18 protein-coding genes and 1 other annotated feature are annotated in these 15,401 nt (G+C 64.7%); of the genes, 16 read left to right on the top strand and 2 right to left on the bottom strand.

Annotated elements, in window-relative coordinates; translation table 11 throughout:
* The first annotated feature begins 254 nt into the window (after positions 1-254).
* From U1E26_12660 to U1E26_12650, 3 genes are all read left to right on the top strand, one after another.
* The gene (locus U1E26_12660; protein MDZ4170483.1) at positions 255-566 is read left to right on the top strand and encodes a WXG100 family type VII secretion target; all 312 of its coding nucleotides are present in this window, start codon (positions 255-257) and stop codon (positions 564-566) included.
* 46 nt (positions 567-612) lie between these two features.
* The gene (locus U1E26_12655; protein MDZ4170482.1) at positions 613-921 is read left to right on the top strand and encodes a WXG100 family type VII secretion target; all 309 of its coding nucleotides are present in this window, start codon (positions 613-615) and stop codon (positions 919-921) included.
* 157 nt (positions 922-1,078) lie between these two features.
* On the top strand, positions 1,079-1,327 hold the full coding sequence (locus U1E26_12650; GenBank protein ID MDZ4170481.1) for a hypothetical protein: 249 nt from the start codon (positions 1,079-1,081) through the stop codon (positions 1,325-1,327).
* 316 nt (positions 1,328-1,643) lie between these two features.
* Here U1E26_12650 and U1E26_12645 read toward each other — a convergent pair whose 3' ends face one another.
* Entirely contained in the window at positions 1,644-2,135 is a 492-nt protein-coding gene (locus U1E26_12645) for an FHA domain-containing protein (protein MDZ4170480.1), read from the bottom strand.
* Positions 2,136-2,316: 181 nt separating this feature from the next.
* On the opposite strand from U1E26_12645, the gene U1E26_12640 reads away from it, so the two are divergent.
* The 10 genes from U1E26_12640 (at position 2,317) to U1E26_12595 (ending at position 10,668) form a co-directional block, all read left to right on the top strand.
* Positions 2,317-5,199 carry a cell wall-binding repeat-containing protein gene (locus U1E26_12640; protein ID MDZ4170479.1) on the top strand — a complete coding sequence of 961 codons (2,883 nt, stop codon included), beginning with the start codon at positions 2,317-2,319 and terminating at the stop codon, positions 5,197-5,199.
* Positions 5,200-5,322: 123 nt separating this feature from the next.
* On the top strand, positions 5,323-6,144 hold the full coding sequence (locus U1E26_12635; protein ID MDZ4170478.1) for a protein phosphatase 2C domain-containing protein: 822 nt from the start codon (positions 5,323-5,325) through the stop codon (positions 6,142-6,144).
* 112 nt (positions 6,145-6,256) lie between these two features.
* Positions 6,257-6,574, top strand: a complete 318-nt coding sequence (locus U1E26_12630) for an AbrB/MazE/SpoVT family DNA-binding domain-containing protein (protein ID MDZ4170477.1) — start codon at positions 6,257-6,259, stop codon at positions 6,572-6,574.
* A complete protein-coding gene (locus tag U1E26_12625; GenBank protein ID MDZ4170476.1) occupies positions 6,571-6,966 on the top strand; it encodes a PIN domain-containing protein in 396 nt (131 codons plus the stop codon). Before U1E26_12630 ends, U1E26_12625 begins: the two co-directional genes overlap by 4 nt.
* A complete protein-coding gene (gene hisI, locus U1E26_12620) occupies positions 6,963-7,322 on the top strand; it encodes a phosphoribosyl-AMP cyclohydrolase (GenBank protein ID MDZ4170475.1) in 360 nt (119 codons plus the stop codon). The genes U1E26_12625 and hisI overlap by 4 nt, the downstream gene beginning before the upstream one ends.
* A 6-nt stretch (positions 7,323-7,328) precedes the next feature.
* The gene (hisE, locus tag U1E26_12615; GenBank protein MDZ4170474.1) at positions 7,329-7,679 is read left to right on the top strand and encodes a phosphoribosyl-ATP diphosphatase; all 351 of its coding nucleotides are present in this window, start codon (positions 7,329-7,331) and stop codon (positions 7,677-7,679) included.
* 21 nt (positions 7,680-7,700) lie between these two features.
* Positions 7,701-8,831 carry a hypothetical protein gene (locus tag U1E26_12610; GenBank protein MDZ4170473.1) on the top strand — a complete coding sequence of 377 codons (1,131 nt, stop codon included), beginning with the start codon at positions 7,701-7,703 and terminating at the stop codon, positions 8,829-8,831.
* Positions 8,828-9,868 carry a M28 family peptidase gene (locus U1E26_12605; protein MDZ4170472.1) on the top strand — a complete coding sequence of 347 codons (1,041 nt, stop codon included), beginning with the start codon at positions 8,828-8,830 and terminating at the stop codon, positions 9,866-9,868. The genes U1E26_12610 and U1E26_12605 overlap by 4 nt, the downstream gene beginning before the upstream one ends.
* Before the next feature lie 97 nt (positions 9,869-9,965).
* Positions 9,966-10,262, top strand: coding sequence for a ribbon-helix-helix domain-containing protein (locus U1E26_12600; protein ID MDZ4170471.1), 297 nt, complete (start codon positions 9,966-9,968; stop codon positions 10,260-10,262).
* Positions 10,252-10,668: a type II toxin-antitoxin system VapC family toxin gene (locus U1E26_12595; protein MDZ4170470.1), complete on the top strand. Its 417-nt coding sequence runs from the start codon at positions 10,252-10,254 to the stop codon at positions 10,666-10,668. The genes U1E26_12600 and U1E26_12595 overlap by 11 nt, the downstream gene beginning before the upstream one ends.
* A gap of 71 nt (positions 10,669-10,739) precedes the next feature.
* Here the strand turns inward: U1E26_12595 and U1E26_12590 are convergent, their stop codons facing one another.
* Positions 10,740-10,874, bottom strand: coding sequence for a hypothetical protein (locus tag U1E26_12590; GenBank protein ID MDZ4170469.1), 135 nt, complete (start codon positions 10,872-10,874; stop codon positions 10,740-10,742).
* Positions 10,875-11,010: 136 nt separating this feature from the next.
* Positions 11,011-11,279 (top strand) — a binding site (T-box leader).
* Positions 11,280-11,350: 71 nt separating this feature from the next.
* On the opposite strand from U1E26_12590, the gene trpE reads away from it, so the two are divergent.
* Genes trpE through U1E26_12575 form a run of 3 tightly spaced genes read left to right on the top strand, consistent with a single transcriptional unit; the run spans position 11,351 to position 15,366 of the window.
* A complete protein-coding gene (trpE, locus tag U1E26_12585; GenBank protein ID MDZ4170468.1) occupies positions 11,351-12,841 on the top strand; it encodes an anthranilate synthase component I in 1,491 nt (496 codons plus the stop codon).
* Positions 12,842-14,560 (top strand): anthranilate phosphoribosyltransferase, encoded by a 1,719-nt coding sequence (trpD, locus tag U1E26_12580; GenBank protein MDZ4170467.1) that lies wholly within the window; start codon positions 12,842-12,844, stop codon positions 14,558-14,560.
* Positions 14,560-15,366: an indole-3-glycerol-phosphate synthase gene (locus tag U1E26_12575; protein MDZ4170466.1), complete on the top strand. Its 807-nt coding sequence runs from the start codon at positions 14,560-14,562 to the stop codon at positions 15,364-15,366. The genes trpD and U1E26_12575 overlap by 1 nt, the downstream gene beginning before the upstream one ends.
* The last annotated feature ends 35 nt before the right edge of the window (positions 15,367-15,401 follow it).

Below are 15,401 nucleotides of genomic sequence, written 5' to 3'. Positions count from 1 at the left end.
CTTGTGAGCTGTGTCTGCAACATAGCATACAGCGTGCCGAACAGATTCCTCAAGAATCTTCAGTTTCGTAGTTGACAGACTATTTGGTCATAGCTACAGTGTAGCTACAGAGGCGATTGACAACAGAACAGAACACATCAAGCGAGGCAAACAAGGTGAGCGGGGGGATGCGTGGCGCGATGAGGGTGAAGCAGCGAATAGGTAGTGCGCGCTCGATGCGAGCGCTGCCCAGAAACCGAAGTTAGGAGACAGAGATGCCAGCACCGAAGATTTTGGCGGATCCGACTGCGATGAAGCGCGTGGCCTCTGAGGTTGACGGCCTTCGCGAGCGTTATCAGGGACAGGTTGACGCTCTCTACAGCAGCGTTGGCGCCATCGGGTCGGGGTGGACCGGCGCGGATCAGGATGCCTACCGCACTCAGATCGACCAGTTTCGGGACGACTTCACGGAGATGGTCAACCTGCTCCGCAGCTACACCGACTATCTCAACAAGTCGGCGCAGCAGTACGCAACCGAGCAGCAGAATATCGCGTCCGACGCACGTTCGCTGCGCACGGACTTCTGAGGCCCGCCATCACGGTCGATTCGTTCCGTACAAGTAGGAGGAAACCATGAGCTCTGAAGTCATCAATATTCAGCCGGGACAGGTGCGCTCCCATGCGGATGCCATCAAGAACAGCAACACCCAGCTCACCGAGATCATGAATGAAGTCACGCGCAGCGTGTCAGGCTTGCTCGGTGTCTCGTGGGAAGGCACGCCGATCGAGGGCATGAATGCCAAGCTCTCAGCCCTCAAGAACAAGATCCAGACCGAGCAGCAGGTCATCCAGGAATACGAGACCTTCCTTCGCCGCACGGCTGATCGCTGGGAGGCTGTTGACCAGGGTGTCGCCGGCAACGTCCAGCAGGTTCTCGAGTAGAAACGGGCAGACATGGCGGGTGCTGATCGCACCCGCCATGTTGCGCGCCCCAGGAGGTACACGACTTATGCTTCACGGTGAGACGGTTCATTCGAGCAGCCGGCCGCTCGTGGCCTGCGCGCACGACGTCCGGGCAGCGCAAGGACGGCTCCGGATATTGAGCGAAGCGCTTAACGGCAGCTGGCACGGATCCGAGATGGTTCCCGTGAACGACGCCACATCGAGCATCGGTGGGCAGTTGCACGCATTGGAGCGCGAGCTCCGAGCGCTCGCCGAGGACATGGATCACGAGGCCGGCGCCGTTCGAGCCGAGATGGCCGCTGAGGCTGAGCGGGTTGAGGCAGAGCGCACGAAGGCCGAGGCTCAGAAGACAGCTGAACAGCAGGCCAAGCGTGGTGCCCGGTGAGCCGGGTGGACATCGACACGGCCTCGGTCATGCGGATTGCGCATGATATTGCCGCTCTAGCCGCGGCCATGGATCGTGTTCGCCAGGAGCTTGAAGCGGTTCCCGTGGATCCGCGGCTCGCCGACCGGCGACAGATCGCACCGCGTCTGGCTCGCTGTCGTGCAGCCGCTGCGGGAGCGGGTTCCCGTCTGCGGGAGCTCGCACAAGCGCTGGAGGGAGCGGCGGTGCGTTACGAATCCGCCGATCGCCGTGTAAGCATGATGGCGGAATCAATGAACCTCGGTGGCACAGCGAGGGACTCGAAGTCCGGCGGGCCTCAGTCGAACTCGAACAGCACCTCGGTGCGACCGAAGCGGATGTGAGCGCCGCCATGCAGTGCTCGCGTTCCCTCGACTCTGACCCGATCCACGTAGGTTCCGTTCGTACTGCCGTGGTCCTCGATGTAGGGTGCATCGCCGTCTACGCCAATCGAGAAGTGCTTGCGGCTCACAAGGGGGTCCGCGAGGATCGCGTTGCAGGTGGCTCGGTCACGACCCACCACGAAACGCACGGCGCTCGACGTCAGCGTGAATGTGATCGGCTCTTCGCCGGGAACGACAAGGCGGGCGACGAGAACCGGCTCGGGGTCCTGACCTTCGATGAAATGGGCGGCGTCGTGGAGCCCTTTGGCGATGATCACGGTGCCACCGCGTTCGGCTCGAACGCACTCGGTCGAGACGATCTCCCAGCCGGGGGGTGGCGCCGCGGGACGCGTCGGCTGTCCGATGGCAGCAGTGCGCCGAGAGTAGTCGCCGGTCTTCTCGTTCATTCGTCAACGCCAATCTCGGGCTGGGTGAGTGCAGTCTAGTGTATCGTCCGTTCGAAGCGGGTGCTTGAGTAGGTACCCACACGGGGGGCATCCGAATGGGGCGCGGAATCAGGGGCGTTTTCGCGCAGCAATGATGGTCTTGGGACCGTTGTGTCGTTCAACCGAAGGGGGTTTGTGTTCGATGAAGCACCGCCGCATGTTGCGTGCAGTGGTCTCAGGACTGCTTCTCGTCCCGCTGCTGTTGTCCAATATCGCGATCGCCGGAGCCGCACCGGAGCCGGTGGAGCCGAGTGTCTACAAGATGGCCGCTATGGCCACCGCATCCACGGGCAGGCCCACAGAGGTCGAGAAGCCCGGCTTCAGCCGTGTCGCGGCGTCGGGAGCAGTTGCCCAGTCGGTCGCCCTCTCGCGCGGGTGGAGCACCGCTTCGTCCGTCGTGCTCGTCGGCAAGTCCAACTGGAAAGAGAACGCGGTCGCGCCTGGACTGGCCGGAGCGCTCGACGCGCCGATCTTGGCGACATCGGGGTTGCGGTTGGACACGGCCGTCAGCTCGCGACTGTCCCAGATGCGCACGAAGACGGTGTACGTGATAGGAGGCTCGCGGGCGGTGTCGTCGTCCGTGGTGAAGGCGCTTCAGCGCAAGCGGATCCGGGTGATTCGACTCGCTGGCACCAGCCCGGCCGACACCTCGCGCGTAGTTGCGCTGCGCATCAAGTTGATCACCAAGGCCACGCCGGTGGTCATTGCGGTGGCCGAAGGTGACTACGCGGGGGCCGGCGCTGTTTCGGCCTACGCCGCCGCAGCAGCCGCTCCGGTATTGCTGACCAATCGGACTACGGTTCCGTCGGCAACGAAGCTCGCGCTTCGATCGCTGCAGGCGACGATGACGGTGGTGGTCGGACCGACTTCGAAGATATCGGCTGCAGTTGCGTTGGCGTTCCCGGGCGCTGTGCGAGTTGGTGGTGCGAATGCATACGACACATCGGCGAAGCTAGCCGACTTCGGCGTCCAGCGGGGAATGTCCCTTGAGAAGACCGTGGTGATGACTGGGGAGAGCTTCCCGCAGGCGGTACTCGCTGGCCCGTGGGCAGGGCGAACTGGCTCACCCATTCTGCTCACCAAGCGCACGTCGCTGCCGGCCGAGGTCAAGACCTTCGTCGCGAGTTCGGGCTCGAGCATCAAGAAACTCAGGGTGGTGGGAACCACCAAAGAGGTCGCTACGGGAGTCGTCTCGCAGATGATGACGGCGGCCGCGACCATTATCTACGCCGACCTGATCAACCCCGACACGCCGTCGACATCCATTGACGTTCAGTCGGTAAGCGCCACGTCACTGCGAGTCACGGGTACGCCCGCTGACCTAGGGGACCTCAAGATCGGTTCGGTGCTCATTGGTGAGCGGTCGACGACGGCTCCCGAGGGCTACTTCCGCAAGGTCGTCGGAATAGCGCAGAGCAGCGGTGCTGTCACCCTCGAGACGACGGCCGCTACGCTCTCGGACTGCATCGCACAAGGCGGGCTCAACCTTTCGTTCGCATCAGGTGGATCATCCACCGGTGCCGGGTCAGGCTCACTCGTCTCGCCGATGTCTCAACGGGCTCGGGGTTCGGACATCACGGCTGCAGGTTGGGACGAGATCGGGCAGGGGGCATCCATCACGTCTGCAATCGCGTTCGAAGTAGCAGAGGGTGTCACGATCAATGGGTCGCACAAGTTCGGTTGGTCAATAAGTCTCAAGTGGTACGAAGGGGATTTCTGGCACCCAGGTCCAGAGATTGTCGAGTTCAGGCGGACAATCGATCGCTCCTACAAGTTCTCGATCAAAGGCAAGGCCACGCTCGCCGAGTGGAAGCGAGAGAAGAAGCTCGTCGACAAGCAGTTCACAGGCCCGTCGATTCCAATCGGGATCGGCGCCATTCCGACGCTCATTGATTTTGAAGTGATTTCGAAGGCATCCCTGAGCGGGGAGTTCAGCGCCAGTATCGAGGGCGGGGCGACGAAGACCGACACTCAGGGGTGGCGTTGGAAGGATGGATCCCTCTCGACCATCGATGAGTCCCACGACTGGAAGCCTGACAATCCCAAGCTTGTGCTTGAAGGTCAGGCCGAGGCGAAAGTCTCCATCCAGGTCGAGGTCACCTGGCTCATTGCCGGCCTAGCCGGACCGGGCGTTGCAGTCGAGGGATACTTGGCGAACCGCTTCGCGGTGACCGTCGAGGTCGAAGCGTCGAACGAAGGCGCAGGCGCCACGGTGGGTGCTGCGACCGTAACCCCCTCCATCAAGTGGGGGTTGTACGCGGGAGTAACGGGCAAGATCATCGCCAAGGTCGACATCTTCGGTGTTATCGAGCTCGCCAAGAAGGAGTGGCCGGTATTCGATGCGGAGGTGAAGATTCTTGAACGCACTGTAACCGCCGAGAAGCTCGATGACAAAGCTCCTGTGGCCAGTAGTGATGCTCAGCCCACGTACTCCGCCGTGCCTTCGGTGGTGAAGATCACTGCGACAGATGATGGCTCCGGGGTCGCATCGGTGAGCTATCAACTGAATGGTGCTGCCGAGAAGAGGATCACTGGCGACAAGGCCAACGTCTCAATCACCAAGGCCGGCAAGCACACGCTGAAGTTCTGGGCCACGGACAAGCAGGGCAACAAATCGAGTCCGATCACGGTCGTGTTCTTCGTCTCCTCACCGCAGAGCGTGCGCTATTTTGTGAAGACGTGGAACGTTGACGACCGGTCACTGGTGATCGTCAATGGAACCACGGTGGTCGACGTCGCGGCGGGTTCGGAGTCGGGCTGGCGAGAGATCACGCAGTTGCTTTCGCCCAGCGCGAAGGACACGCGAATCGAGTTCAAGACCTACAACGCGGCCGGCGGCTACGCGTGGGGCTACGCGATCGGCGAGCAACGCGCGACCGACACGACCGTCAAGACGCGGGCGAGTCGTTGGAATGAGGGCCTGGCAGGGGTTCCGGGCCAGGGTGCCAACAACAATGACCTGTCTCGCCAGAATCAGTGGATTCCCGTGTTCAACGGCACGCTCGGCGTGGCGCTGGGGCTGTAGGGACCCGCAGATGGTAGACGTCGTCATGGGCGGCGCGGGGAGTCAATCCCGTGCCGCCCATGAATCGTACGGAATCGACGATGGGGCCTCGTCTCAGGCCCGCTGATTCGGCGGAGTGCACACATGACCCACTATGCGATTTCATCCGTTGCCGGTCCGCGACCTCATAATGAGGATCTAGGCTTCGCGTTCGATCTTGCGGAATCATCCATAGGCGTCGGGAATCCTCGAGTGCTGCTGGGGGTATGCGATGGAATGGGAGGTCATCGTCACGGCGATGCGGCCAGTGCTGCCGCGGTGGCCGCGGTGGGACTGTACGTGAGCAATCACGACGGGCGCCTCGAACCCATCGACCCCGAGGCGGCCCTCGCGGAAATCTTGGCATGCGCGAATGACGCGGTAGAGAATCTGGACGGAGCCGAGGACGGGCCGAGCGCTGGCTCGACCATGGTCGCAGTGCTGGTCGACGGCGAGCAAGCGTCTGTTGGACACGTTGGCGACAGCAGGGCTTACGTGATGCGCGGAAACGAGATCAGCCGGATCACGACAGATCACTCGCTCATAGGTCGGCTCGTTGCTGAAGGTACCATCAGTGAGGAAGAGGCTCGTTCCCACCCGCGCCGCAACGTCATCGAGCGCGCCTTGGGATTCGGTGGCCACGACGGGGATTTTGCCTCCGTGGCTCTTGAGCGCGAGGATGTGCTGCTGCTGTGCAGCGACGGTCTGCACGGAACTCTGAGCGATGCGGCGATTGCTGAGACGCTCAGCACAAGCTGGGGTCCGCAGGAGGCGGTGGCCCAGCTCACGGCCCGAGCGGTCTCGGAGGGCGCCAGCGACAACGTGACTGCTGTTGTCTGGTCCCGTCGATGGGAGCGAGGGCCGCGAAGCGAGAGGTTTCGAAAGCGCGGGATACTCGGACGATTCAGCGGCGGCTTGCCCGCCTGATTCTGCGCCGCTTCACCAGTGCAAGTCACTCGTCTGGAGCTGTGGGCTCCTTGACTGACGCTATTGGTAAGGAGTAAGGTTTTACGTAAGGAAGAGTGTTGGAGGTAAGACGATGCGAGCCACAGCCAAAGTCACATCGAAAGGCCAGGTCACAATACCCATCGATGTGCGCGAGGGCCTCGGCATCATGACCGGCGATTCGCTGGTGTTCGAGGTCAAGGCCGGGTACGCGACGGTTAGCCGACAGCGTTCGGCGCTTGATGTCGCAGAGGAGCAGTTGGCTCGGCGAGGAGAGTCCATTGCCCGGCACGCGTCGAAGGAGGAGGCCATTGCGGCCTACTTCCGGGATCGCGGCAAGGACGAGGACCATCCCGAGCGATACGTGGATGAGCTCTTCGTGATCGGTGGCGCGAAGGAGCCACCGGAGTGATTCTTGCCGACACAAACGTCGTGGTCGACTTCTGTGGGGTCACCGCCGCCCGAACCCGACGTGCCCAGTCCGTCAAGAGTGCAATCCCGCGCGGAGAGCGGCTGGTCATCACCGAAGCCGTCCTCGCCGAATGCTTCTGGGTACTGCGTCAGTCGTACGGCTGGAGCGACCGGGATTCGGCGGATGTTCTGGCCGACATCGCGGATTCGACGGAGTTCGCTGCAGAGAATGGATATCTGCGCGTCAGCCTCACGATCAAACGCTCACACCCTTCGCTTGACATCGCGGACTGCCTTCTAGCTGCTCGCGTGTTGGACGGAGACGATCTGATCACTCACGACGCGCGGCTCAATCGCGCCATCGAACTCGAAATGAGAGGGCCTACCCAATGACCGATCGTGAACGCGACACCCTGACCATCCCCGAGCTCACCTACACCGCCGACGGCCTCATTCCGGCCATCGTGCAGGATCGCGCATCAGGCGAGGTCATGATGCTCGCATGGATGAACGCTGACTCGCTCGCCAAGACCTGCGAGACCAAGCGCACGTGGTTTTGGAGCCGCAGCCGTCAGAAGTACTGGATGAAGGGCGAGGAGAGCGGCAACGTCCAGATCGTCCACGATGTACGCTACGACTGCGACGCTGATTGCCTGCTCGTCATCGTGACGCAGGCTGGCGAGGGCAAGGCATGCCACACCGGCGAGCGGTCGTGCTTCTACCGTTCGCTGTGCGAAGGAGAGGACTGAGAGGCGATGACCGACTACATCCCGTCCGGCGAAGACCGTCCCGAGGACATCCTCGAGTACGGCGCGACTCCGGAGATCGGCCCGGTGCTGGAATCGCTGTTCGCCACGATCCGTCAGCGCGGAATCGACCTGCCTGATGGCAGCTACACCGCCACGCTTCTGTCGGGTCACGAGGACAAGTTGCTCAAGAAGATCGGCGAGGAGGCGACCGAGGTCGTCATGGCCGCGAAGTCGGGAGACGCCGACCAGCTGCGCTACGAGTCGGCCGATCTCGTCTATCACCTGCTGGTTGTGATGCAGCGCTGGGGCCTCACGCCGCACGACCTCGCACGCGAGCTCGAATCGCGCTTCACGTAGAGATCAGGGGACGCCGCCATCGTGGTCACACCTCTCGCCGGCAGGCCGGAACCCCAGCGGCGCGAGCCGTTGTGGGACCGCGTGGACCGCAACCGGTTGAGGCTGGTGGCCTACCTCGCGGTGTTCGCTGTGGTGGCGGCCGTGTTCCTCGCCCTCATCGTGGCCGTATTCGCGTTGCTGGTGCGATTCCTCGCGGGTGAGACGGGGGTACTGGCCAAGGCGGCTGGCTGGATGCTCGCCGATGGCGTCTGGCGGCCAGGGGCGACCGGAATCCTCATCGCGGTGCTGTACGAGGTTTGGGCGCTCAGGCGTAGCGAGAAGTGGATCGTCGGGCGCCTGAACGCCGAGTTCGTCGTGAAGGGCACCATGCTCGAGGCCAAGATGGTGCTCAAAGACATGGCCATCGCCGCCGGGCTCCCCGTGGCACCGGCGCTCTACCTGCTGCACACGTCGAACGTGAACGCCTTCGCGTTTGCCACTGCGGGACGACGGCCGATCGTCGGCGTGACCGAGGGATTCGCCGCCCGGCTCACGCTCGACGAACAGCGGGCCGTCTTCGCCAATCTCGTCGCGCGTTTGGCGAGCGGAGACACGATGGTGTCGTCCGCGGTGGTTGCGTTGCTGACGCCTCTCCAGAAGTACCGCTCTCATCGAGTGCGCATGCTTGACGAGGAAGACCGTTTGATTCGCGACGTCTTGGAGGAGCGCCGCTTCGACCCCAATGCCCGGACGGAAGTGGCGGTGCCCGTATCCGCGGCGTTCCTTCCGGTTCTGTTCCCGCTCATCCTGGCAGGCGAGGTCCTCGCCGCAGCTCAGCGCCGCTCGCAGCTTGTCGCGGCGGAGAAGGCGGACGCGGAGGGCATGCTGTTGCTCAAGGATCCCGCGAGCATGCTCTCGGCGCTCGAGCGGTGTGTTCGCCTCAACAACAACGTCATCGAGGCGGACCAGAGCTTAGGCGATGTCTTCTACTGCTGGACGGGCGACAGCACCGATGATGAGGACGATCCTGAGTGGAGACGGGTTGCCCGGCTTCGCGAGGTGCTCGGCGTCGAGGGCTGGGTACCCACCGATATGCCGGCGACGGCCGGGGTCGATATAGTGCCGCCGCGCGCGCCTCGGGTCGGGTCCGGCTGGGAGGGGCGGGGAGAATGAGCGCCTCGGCCCGGCGGCGGATGCGCCACGCCTGCGCGGTGATGGCGGCGCTCGTTGTGCTGCTCGCCGCATCGGGCTGCACACGCACTCCCGTCACCTACGAGCCCCGTTTGGCCGCGTCGCCGCCGTCGAAGCTCGGCGGCACGGTGCCGTCACAGGACTCGTCGCGTCAGGCCGCGGCCCTTATGCGCCTGGCACCGCGCGCCGAAGACCCCGCCGGCTACGGGTTCGATCCGATCGCTGCACTGCGCCACGCCACAGCGATCGCCGCCTTTGGACCTCGGCCCGGCGGCAGCCCCGCCGAGAGGCAGGCCGCTGAGTACATCGCCGCCCGCCTACGTGAACTCGGCTACGAGCCGCGGTTGCAGGAGTTTGCCCTGCCCAGCGGCCTGACCAGTGTGAACGTGATCGCCGTGGCGTTGGGACGGGATGAGTCTCGCCGTTTCCTGATAGGGGGGCATATCGACACCAAGCCGCCCTCCCCGGGCGCCAACGACAACGCGTCGGGCTGCGGGGTCGTGCTCGAAACCGCGCGGATTCTGGCAAAGAACCCGCCCCCGGTGAGTGTGGAGATGGTGTTCTGGGGAACAGAGGAGTTCATCCCGGAGGGCACCGACAGCCACCACCTGGGCTCGCGCCACCATCTCAAGACCCTCACAGGCCAGCAACGCGATCAGCTCGTCGGTGCGGTGTCGGTCGACATGGTCGGCGTCGGGTCGAGCTTCCACGTTCGCACGATGGAGCGTGGACCGCAGTCGCTCAGGGACATGATGCTGCGTGACGCCCGGGCGAGGGGAACGAACCTGACGTTTCTCAAGGACCTCGGCCGAACAGGCTGGAGCGATCATGAGCCCTACGAGCTACACGGGGTTCCTGCGGTGTGGCTCCAATGGCAGAAGGATCCCAACTATCACACCGTGAGGGACGCCGCAGGGATGCTGCGTGCCGCGCCGGTGCGCACCACGGGCGAGTTCCTTGTGGGCTTCATCTATCGGTTGGACGAGGAGCGCATCGCGCGGCTGGACGCCGACCGGTAGGGCCCGATGCGATGGGACAGGGTCGTCGTTGCCAACGAGTCCTTCGTGTGGTATGAACTTAGGGAATGAACGAACGGTATGACCGCTTGGAGGCATCATGGGCGTGGCCAAGGTCACCGTGTCGCTGCCGGAGGAACTCGTGGCCCAGATCGATGGGCTTGCTGACGAGCGCGGGGAGAGCCGCAGCGCCATCGTGCGGGAGGCCGCGCTCGACTACGTGACGGCCCAGAAGCTCGACGCGCAGGACAAACGGCGCGAGGCGGGCGCTCGCAGAGCGATCGAGGCGCTGGAGGCCTTGCGCGCACTGCCGGGTAGGACGGGGAGGACCGGATCGGAGATCCTTCGGCAGATGCGTGACTCAGATGACGGCGGGTGGGACGCCCGTGCACAGTGATCGCAGCCAACCCGTCCGCGTGGTGCCCGACGCTTCGGTTCTCGTGAAGACATTCAGGCCAGAGCAGGGCAGCGAAGAGGCGGTCTCGATGCTCGATATGAGCGGTAGAGGAGAGATCATCCTCGTACTGCCGGCGCTCGCACTCGAAGAGGCTCTGAACGTCGCACGACGGGAGCTCGGAGTGCCCGAAGCGCGCGTGGTATGGACCGCGTTCCTCGAAACGGAGTCTCCCGTGATCGGCATCGATGACGTGGTGGTTCAGACCGCTTTGGACGTCTGTGAGCTGTATGGCTGCACGTTCTACGACGCCGTCGCACCTGCGGTTGCACAGCTGGCAGGTGCAACGTTGTGGTCAGGAGACCGACGGGCACATGGCAGGATTCCGGGAGTGGTACTGGTCGGGTGAGAAAGAAAGGAGCCGACCTCGCATCCGAAGCCGACTCCTACAGGGGCAAGAAGAGTGCGGTGCGCGGCAGCCTACTGCTGCACGCGGATCTTGAATCCTTGGCCGCCACATGACGGGCACTTGATCCAGGACTCCCTCGTCGGGGTCTTGGTCACGGGGATGTACTTGTTGCCCTTGCACTGCGGACACTGCTCTTTGCGGACCATCTCGGTCGCCTCCTTCTTTCAGGAGCTCTACTTCAGTCTTATCGGCTCCTGTGTGATGGGACTTAAGGAGCATTAAGCGTGCCAAGGTGCTTGATTCTTCGCGGCGGGTGGGTATACACTCGCCCGCAACCGAATAGTACGGCCTTTGACGGGGAAGAGTACGCGGTTTTGACGCTCTAGAGAGCCTGGGATGGTGGAAACCGGGCGCGGCCAAATCGGCGGAATGGGCCCCCGAGGCTCCGGGACAACGGTGCAAGACACCTACTAGTTCCGGCGGACTCTCACCGATACAAGGGACCGGGTATGAACGGCGAGCATCGCCGGAGTACTGCAGGCTGAGTGGGTCGGACCGCTACGGTTCGGCCAACAAGGGTGGCACCGCGAGAGGAGTCTCTCGTCCCTTGGGGACGGGGGACTTTTGTGTTTTCCCGACCCCGAAGACCATGTCGTGTCACCGGGAAGGGAACAGCAAACAGATGATACTGCCCACCAGAGAAGAGTTCGTCGCACTGGCGGCCGACTACGATGTCGTGCCGGTGGCTCGAGAGGTCTATGCCGACCTTACGACTCCGATCAGCGCGTTCATGGCGCTGTCCGAGGGCGCGGAGCACGCCTTCCTGCTGGAGAGCGTGGTGGCTGGCGAGCGGCTGGGACGCTACAGCTTCCTCGGCGTGGGTGATCGCGAGGTCATCACCGCCCGCGGCAACGAGGTCGTCGTGGAGAACGGCGGGGTATCCGGCGAGTTGGCCGACGACCCGCTCCGCGTGGTGCAGCGACGCCTGAAGGCCGGGCGCGTGGCGCGGGTGCCGGGACTGCCGCTGTTCGTGGGCGGCGCCGTGGGGTACGTCGGGTACGAAGCTGCGACGACCTTCGAGCGCGTCCCTCGTCACGCTACCGATGATCTGGGCGTGCCTGACCTGTGCTTCATGCTCGCCGACGTCGTGGTCGCGTTCGATCACGCGCGCCGGGTCATGCAGGTCATCGCCCCGGTCAGGCCCGGTGGTGCCCCTGAGCTCGCCTACGACGCCGCGCTCAAGCGCATCGATGGGTTCCTCAAGCGCATCGATCGCGGTCCTTCCGGTGCGGAGCTCGGCGCCGTGGGTGTGCGGCGGGATGTGCCGCTCGTGGAGCACACGTCGCGGGAGGATTTCGTGGCGAGTGTCGAGAGCGCCAAGGAGCACATCGCTGCCGGGGACATCTTCCAAGTGGTGCTGTCCCAGAGGTTCAGCGCGCCCTACGAAGGCGACGGACTCGACCTGTATCGCGTGCTTCGCGCGGTCAACCCGAGCCCCTACATGTTCTACGTTCGAACGCGCGACGTGACGCTCGTGGGCTCCAGCCCCGAGCCGCTCGTGCGGGTTGAGGACGGCGAGGTACTCACGCGACCGCTTGCGGGGACGCGACCTCGGGGGGTCGATGCAAGTGACGACGGGCGATTGCGCGCCGATCTTCTCGCTGACGAGAAGGAGCGGGCCGAGCACGTCATGCTGGTCGATCTGGGCCGCAACGATCTAGGGCGCGTCTCCAAGCCGGGGAGCGTCAGCGTGGACGAACTCATGGAGGTCGAGTACTACAGCCACGTCATGCACATCGTGAGCAACGTGACCGGCACGCTCGCCGACGGCAAAGACGCGGTGGATGCCCTCAAGGCCACGTTCCCCGCCGGTACGGTTTCGGGTGCCCCCAAGGTCCGGGCCATGGAGATCATCCGCGACCTCGAGCCAGCAGCGCGCGGCCCGTACGCCGGCACCGTCGGCTACTTCGGCCTCGATGGCGCTATGGACATGTGCATCACCATCAGGACGTTCGTTCTGGCAGACGGCCATGCCTACCTGCAGTCCGGAGCGGGCATCGTCGCGGATTCCGTGCCCGAGCGCGAGTACGATGAGTGCCTGCACAAGGCCCGGGCGCTCCACACGGCGCTGGAGCTTGCAGCGGGCATGCATGACGAGGGAGAGGTGGCCTAGATGATCCTCGTCATCGACAACTACGACTCGTTCACCTACAACCTCGTGCAGTTGCTGGCCGCTCTCGGTGCTGAAGTCGAGGTGCGACGCAACGACGCTCTCAGTGCGGCTGACGCGCTTGCGCTGGGCCCCTCGGGCATCGTGATCTCGCCGGGGCCCGGTACACCCGACGACGCCGGCATCTCGCGCGACGTCATCCGGGCAGCCGTGGACGCGGGCGTGCCGGTTCTCGGGGTCTGCCTCGGGCACCAGTGCATCGCGGAGGTGTTCGGCGGCTCGGTCTGTCGCGCGCCCAAGCCGGTCCACGGCAAGACTGACGAGGTGTCTCACGACGGATCGGGCCTCTTCGCCGGCGTGCCGAGCCCCTTCACGGCCACGCGCTACCACTCCCTGATCGTCGACGCGGCTCATGTACCCGAAGAACTACAGGTTCAGGCGAGCACGCCTGACGGCGTGATCATGGGGCTTTGTCACCGCGAGAAGCCCGTCTTCGGGGTCCAGTTCCACCCCGAGAGCGTGCTCACCCCCGAGGGCGCGAAGCTGCTCGCCAACTTCCTTGACGTGGCAGGCGAGGTTCCGCTTGCCGGCGAGGCGAGCGGCGCACCACAGATGCTGGCCGCGGCCGGCGGCTCAGCCCGTGCGGCCGGCGACTTCGCCGACGTGCAGACGGTCACCCAAGCCATCGCGCGCGTCGCTGCGGGGGACTCGCTGTCGGAGGATGCAGCGCACCGCGTGATGGGACTGGTGATGGATGGCGAGGCCACGTCGGCTCAGATCAGCGCGCTTGTCACGGGGATGCGCATGAAGGGTGAGACCGTCGACGAGATCGTGGGCTTCGCCCGGGCGATGCGCGAGCGCGCCACCCCGGTGCGCCCGATGGCCGCAGGTCTGCTCGACACTTGTGGGACCGGCGGCGACGGGCTGCACACCTTCAACATCTCAACGACCACGGCGTTCGTGGTGGCGGGCGCGGGCGTGCCCGTCGCCAAGCACGGCAACCGGGCAGTATCCAGTTCGTGCGGCTCGGCTGACGTGCTCGAGGCGCTCGGCGTCGACATCACCCTCGATGCGCACGAGATGGCGCGCTGCATCGACGAGGCCGGCGTCGGATTCCTCTTCGCTCAGGCGCTGCACTCGAGCATGCGCCACGCAGCCGGACCCCGGCGCGAGATCGGTATCCGCACGGTCTTCAACATCCTCGGCCCTCTCACCAATCCGGCGGGCGCCAAGCGCCAGCTGCTGGGGGTGTACGACCCGCGCCTCACGCCGGTGCTCGCAGAGGTCGCCGGTCGGCTCGGGGCGGAGCGTGTGCTTGTCGTCCACGGGCATCCGGGCATGGACGAGGTTTCGGCGTCCGGGCCCACGACGGTTGCGGAGTGTACCGGCCAAGGGCAGACGATCCGTCTGTTCGAGGTGACTCCCGAGCAGGTGGGAATCGCGCGGGGCTCTCTTGCCGATCTGGCCGGCGGTGACGCAGCGGAGAATGCCGCCATCCTACGCGCGATCTTGCGAGGCGAGCATGGTCCGCGTCGCGACGTCGTGTTGATGAACGCGGCCGCGGGGCTGCTGGCAGCGGGGGTGGCCGCTGATCTGGCCGAGGGCGTCACACTGGCGCGTCAGTCGATCGATTCGGGCCGGGCACAGTCGGCGCTTGAGACCTTGGTGGCCGTTTCACAGCGGCTCGGGGCGGCGCGACGCGAGATGGAAGGGAGCGCATAGTGACCGATGACTTTCTTGCGCGCGTGATCGGCGCCCGCCGTGACGCGCTGTCCGTGGCCTTCGGTGACCTGAGGCCCGCCGACCGCGAGCGGCTGGCATGCGCCGCCCGCCCTCCGCGCGACTTCATCGACACCCTGCGGTCGCGAGATGACGTCGCGGTCATCGCCGAGGTCAAGAAGTGCTCGCCGTCCGCCGGAGTGATCGCTGCTCAGTGCGAAGCGTCGAAGCAGGCGCTGCACTATCAGGATGGCGGTGCCGCTTGCATCAGCGTGCTGACCGAGCCGAAGTTCTTCGGTGGATCGTTTGCCGACCTGTCGGATGTCGCGGACGCCGTGGATGTGCCGGTGCTGTGCAAGGACTTCGTCGTGGACCCGGTGCAGCTGTTCGCCGCACGTGGGCATGGTGCCGACGCGGTGCTGCTCATGGTCAACGTGCTCGGTACGGAGGTGGGCGACTTCCTCGATCTTGCCGAGACGTTGGGGATGGCCGCGCTCGTCGAGGTGCACTCCGAGAGCGATCTCGACCTCGCGCTGGCGACCAAGTGCCCGCTCATCGCGGTGAACAGCCGCGATCTGAGGACACTCGATGTCACGCCCGAACGGGTTGCACCGCTGGTGTCGCGAGCGAAGCGAGGAGGCGCGACCGTCGTGTGGGCCAGCGGCATCAAGCGCCGAGCCGATGTCGAGGCGGCGGCCCGGGCGGGGGCTGATGCGGTACTGGTCGGCGAGGCGTTGATGCGAGCCGACTTCCCCGAGGACGTGCTTGAGGAGTTGACGGGCGTGGCAAGGATGCCCGCGAACGAATAGAAGCTAGTGGTTTGTCAGCGGATGGCTCAGTCGAT

The organism is Coriobacteriia bacterium (assembly GCA_034370385.1).
GTDB lineage: Bacteria > Actinomycetota > Coriobacteriia > Anaerosomatales > PHET01 > JAXMKZ01.
The sequence above is the reverse complement of the archived record's forward strand: the minus strand, read 5'-3'. Positions and strand labels throughout refer to the sequence as shown.

Excerpts from the sequence above, each read along its gene's own strand:
- trpE (MDZ4170468.1), top strand. The coding sequence starts at position 11,351 with ATGATACTGCCCACCAGAGAAGAGTTCGTCGCACTGGCGGCCGACTAC.
- U1E26_12660 (MDZ4170483.1), top strand. The coding sequence starts at position 255 with ATGCCAGCACCGAAGATTTTGGCGGATCCGACTGCGATGAAGCGCGTG.
- U1E26_12635 (MDZ4170478.1), top strand. The coding sequence starts at position 5,323 with ATGACCCACTATGCGATTTCATCCGTTGCCGGTCCGCGACCTCATAAT.
- U1E26_12600 (MDZ4170471.1), top strand. The coding sequence starts at position 9,966 with ATGGGCGTGGCCAAGGTCACCGTGTCGCTGCCGGAGGAACTCGTGGCC.
- U1E26_12655 (MDZ4170482.1), top strand. The coding sequence starts at position 613 with ATGAGCTCTGAAGTCATCAATATTCAGCCGGGACAGGTGCGCTCCCAT.
- U1E26_12605 (MDZ4170472.1), top strand. The coding sequence starts at position 8,828 with ATGAGCGCCTCGGCCCGGCGGCGGATGCGCCACGCCTGCGCGGTGATG.
- U1E26_12645 (MDZ4170480.1), bottom strand. The coding sequence starts at position 2,135 with ATGAACGAGAAGACCGGCGACTACTCTCGGCGCACTGCTGCCATCGGA.
- U1E26_12640 (MDZ4170479.1), top strand. The coding sequence starts at position 2,317 with ATGAAGCACCGCCGCATGTTGCGTGCAGTGGTCTCAGGACTGCTTCTC.
- U1E26_12590 (MDZ4170469.1), bottom strand. The coding sequence starts at position 10,874 with ATGGTCCGCAAAGAGCAGTGTCCGCAGTGCAAGGGCAACAAGTACATC.
- hisE (MDZ4170474.1), top strand. The coding sequence starts at position 7,329 with ATGACCGACTACATCCCGTCCGGCGAAGACCGTCCCGAGGACATCCTC.
- hisI (MDZ4170475.1), top strand. The coding sequence starts at position 6,963 with ATGACCGATCGTGAACGCGACACCCTGACCATCCCCGAGCTCACCTAC.
- U1E26_12630 (MDZ4170477.1), top strand. The coding sequence starts at position 6,257 with ATGCGAGCCACAGCCAAAGTCACATCGAAAGGCCAGGTCACAATACCC.
- trpD (MDZ4170467.1), top strand. The coding sequence starts at position 12,842 with ATGATCCTCGTCATCGACAACTACGACTCGTTCACCTACAACCTCGTG.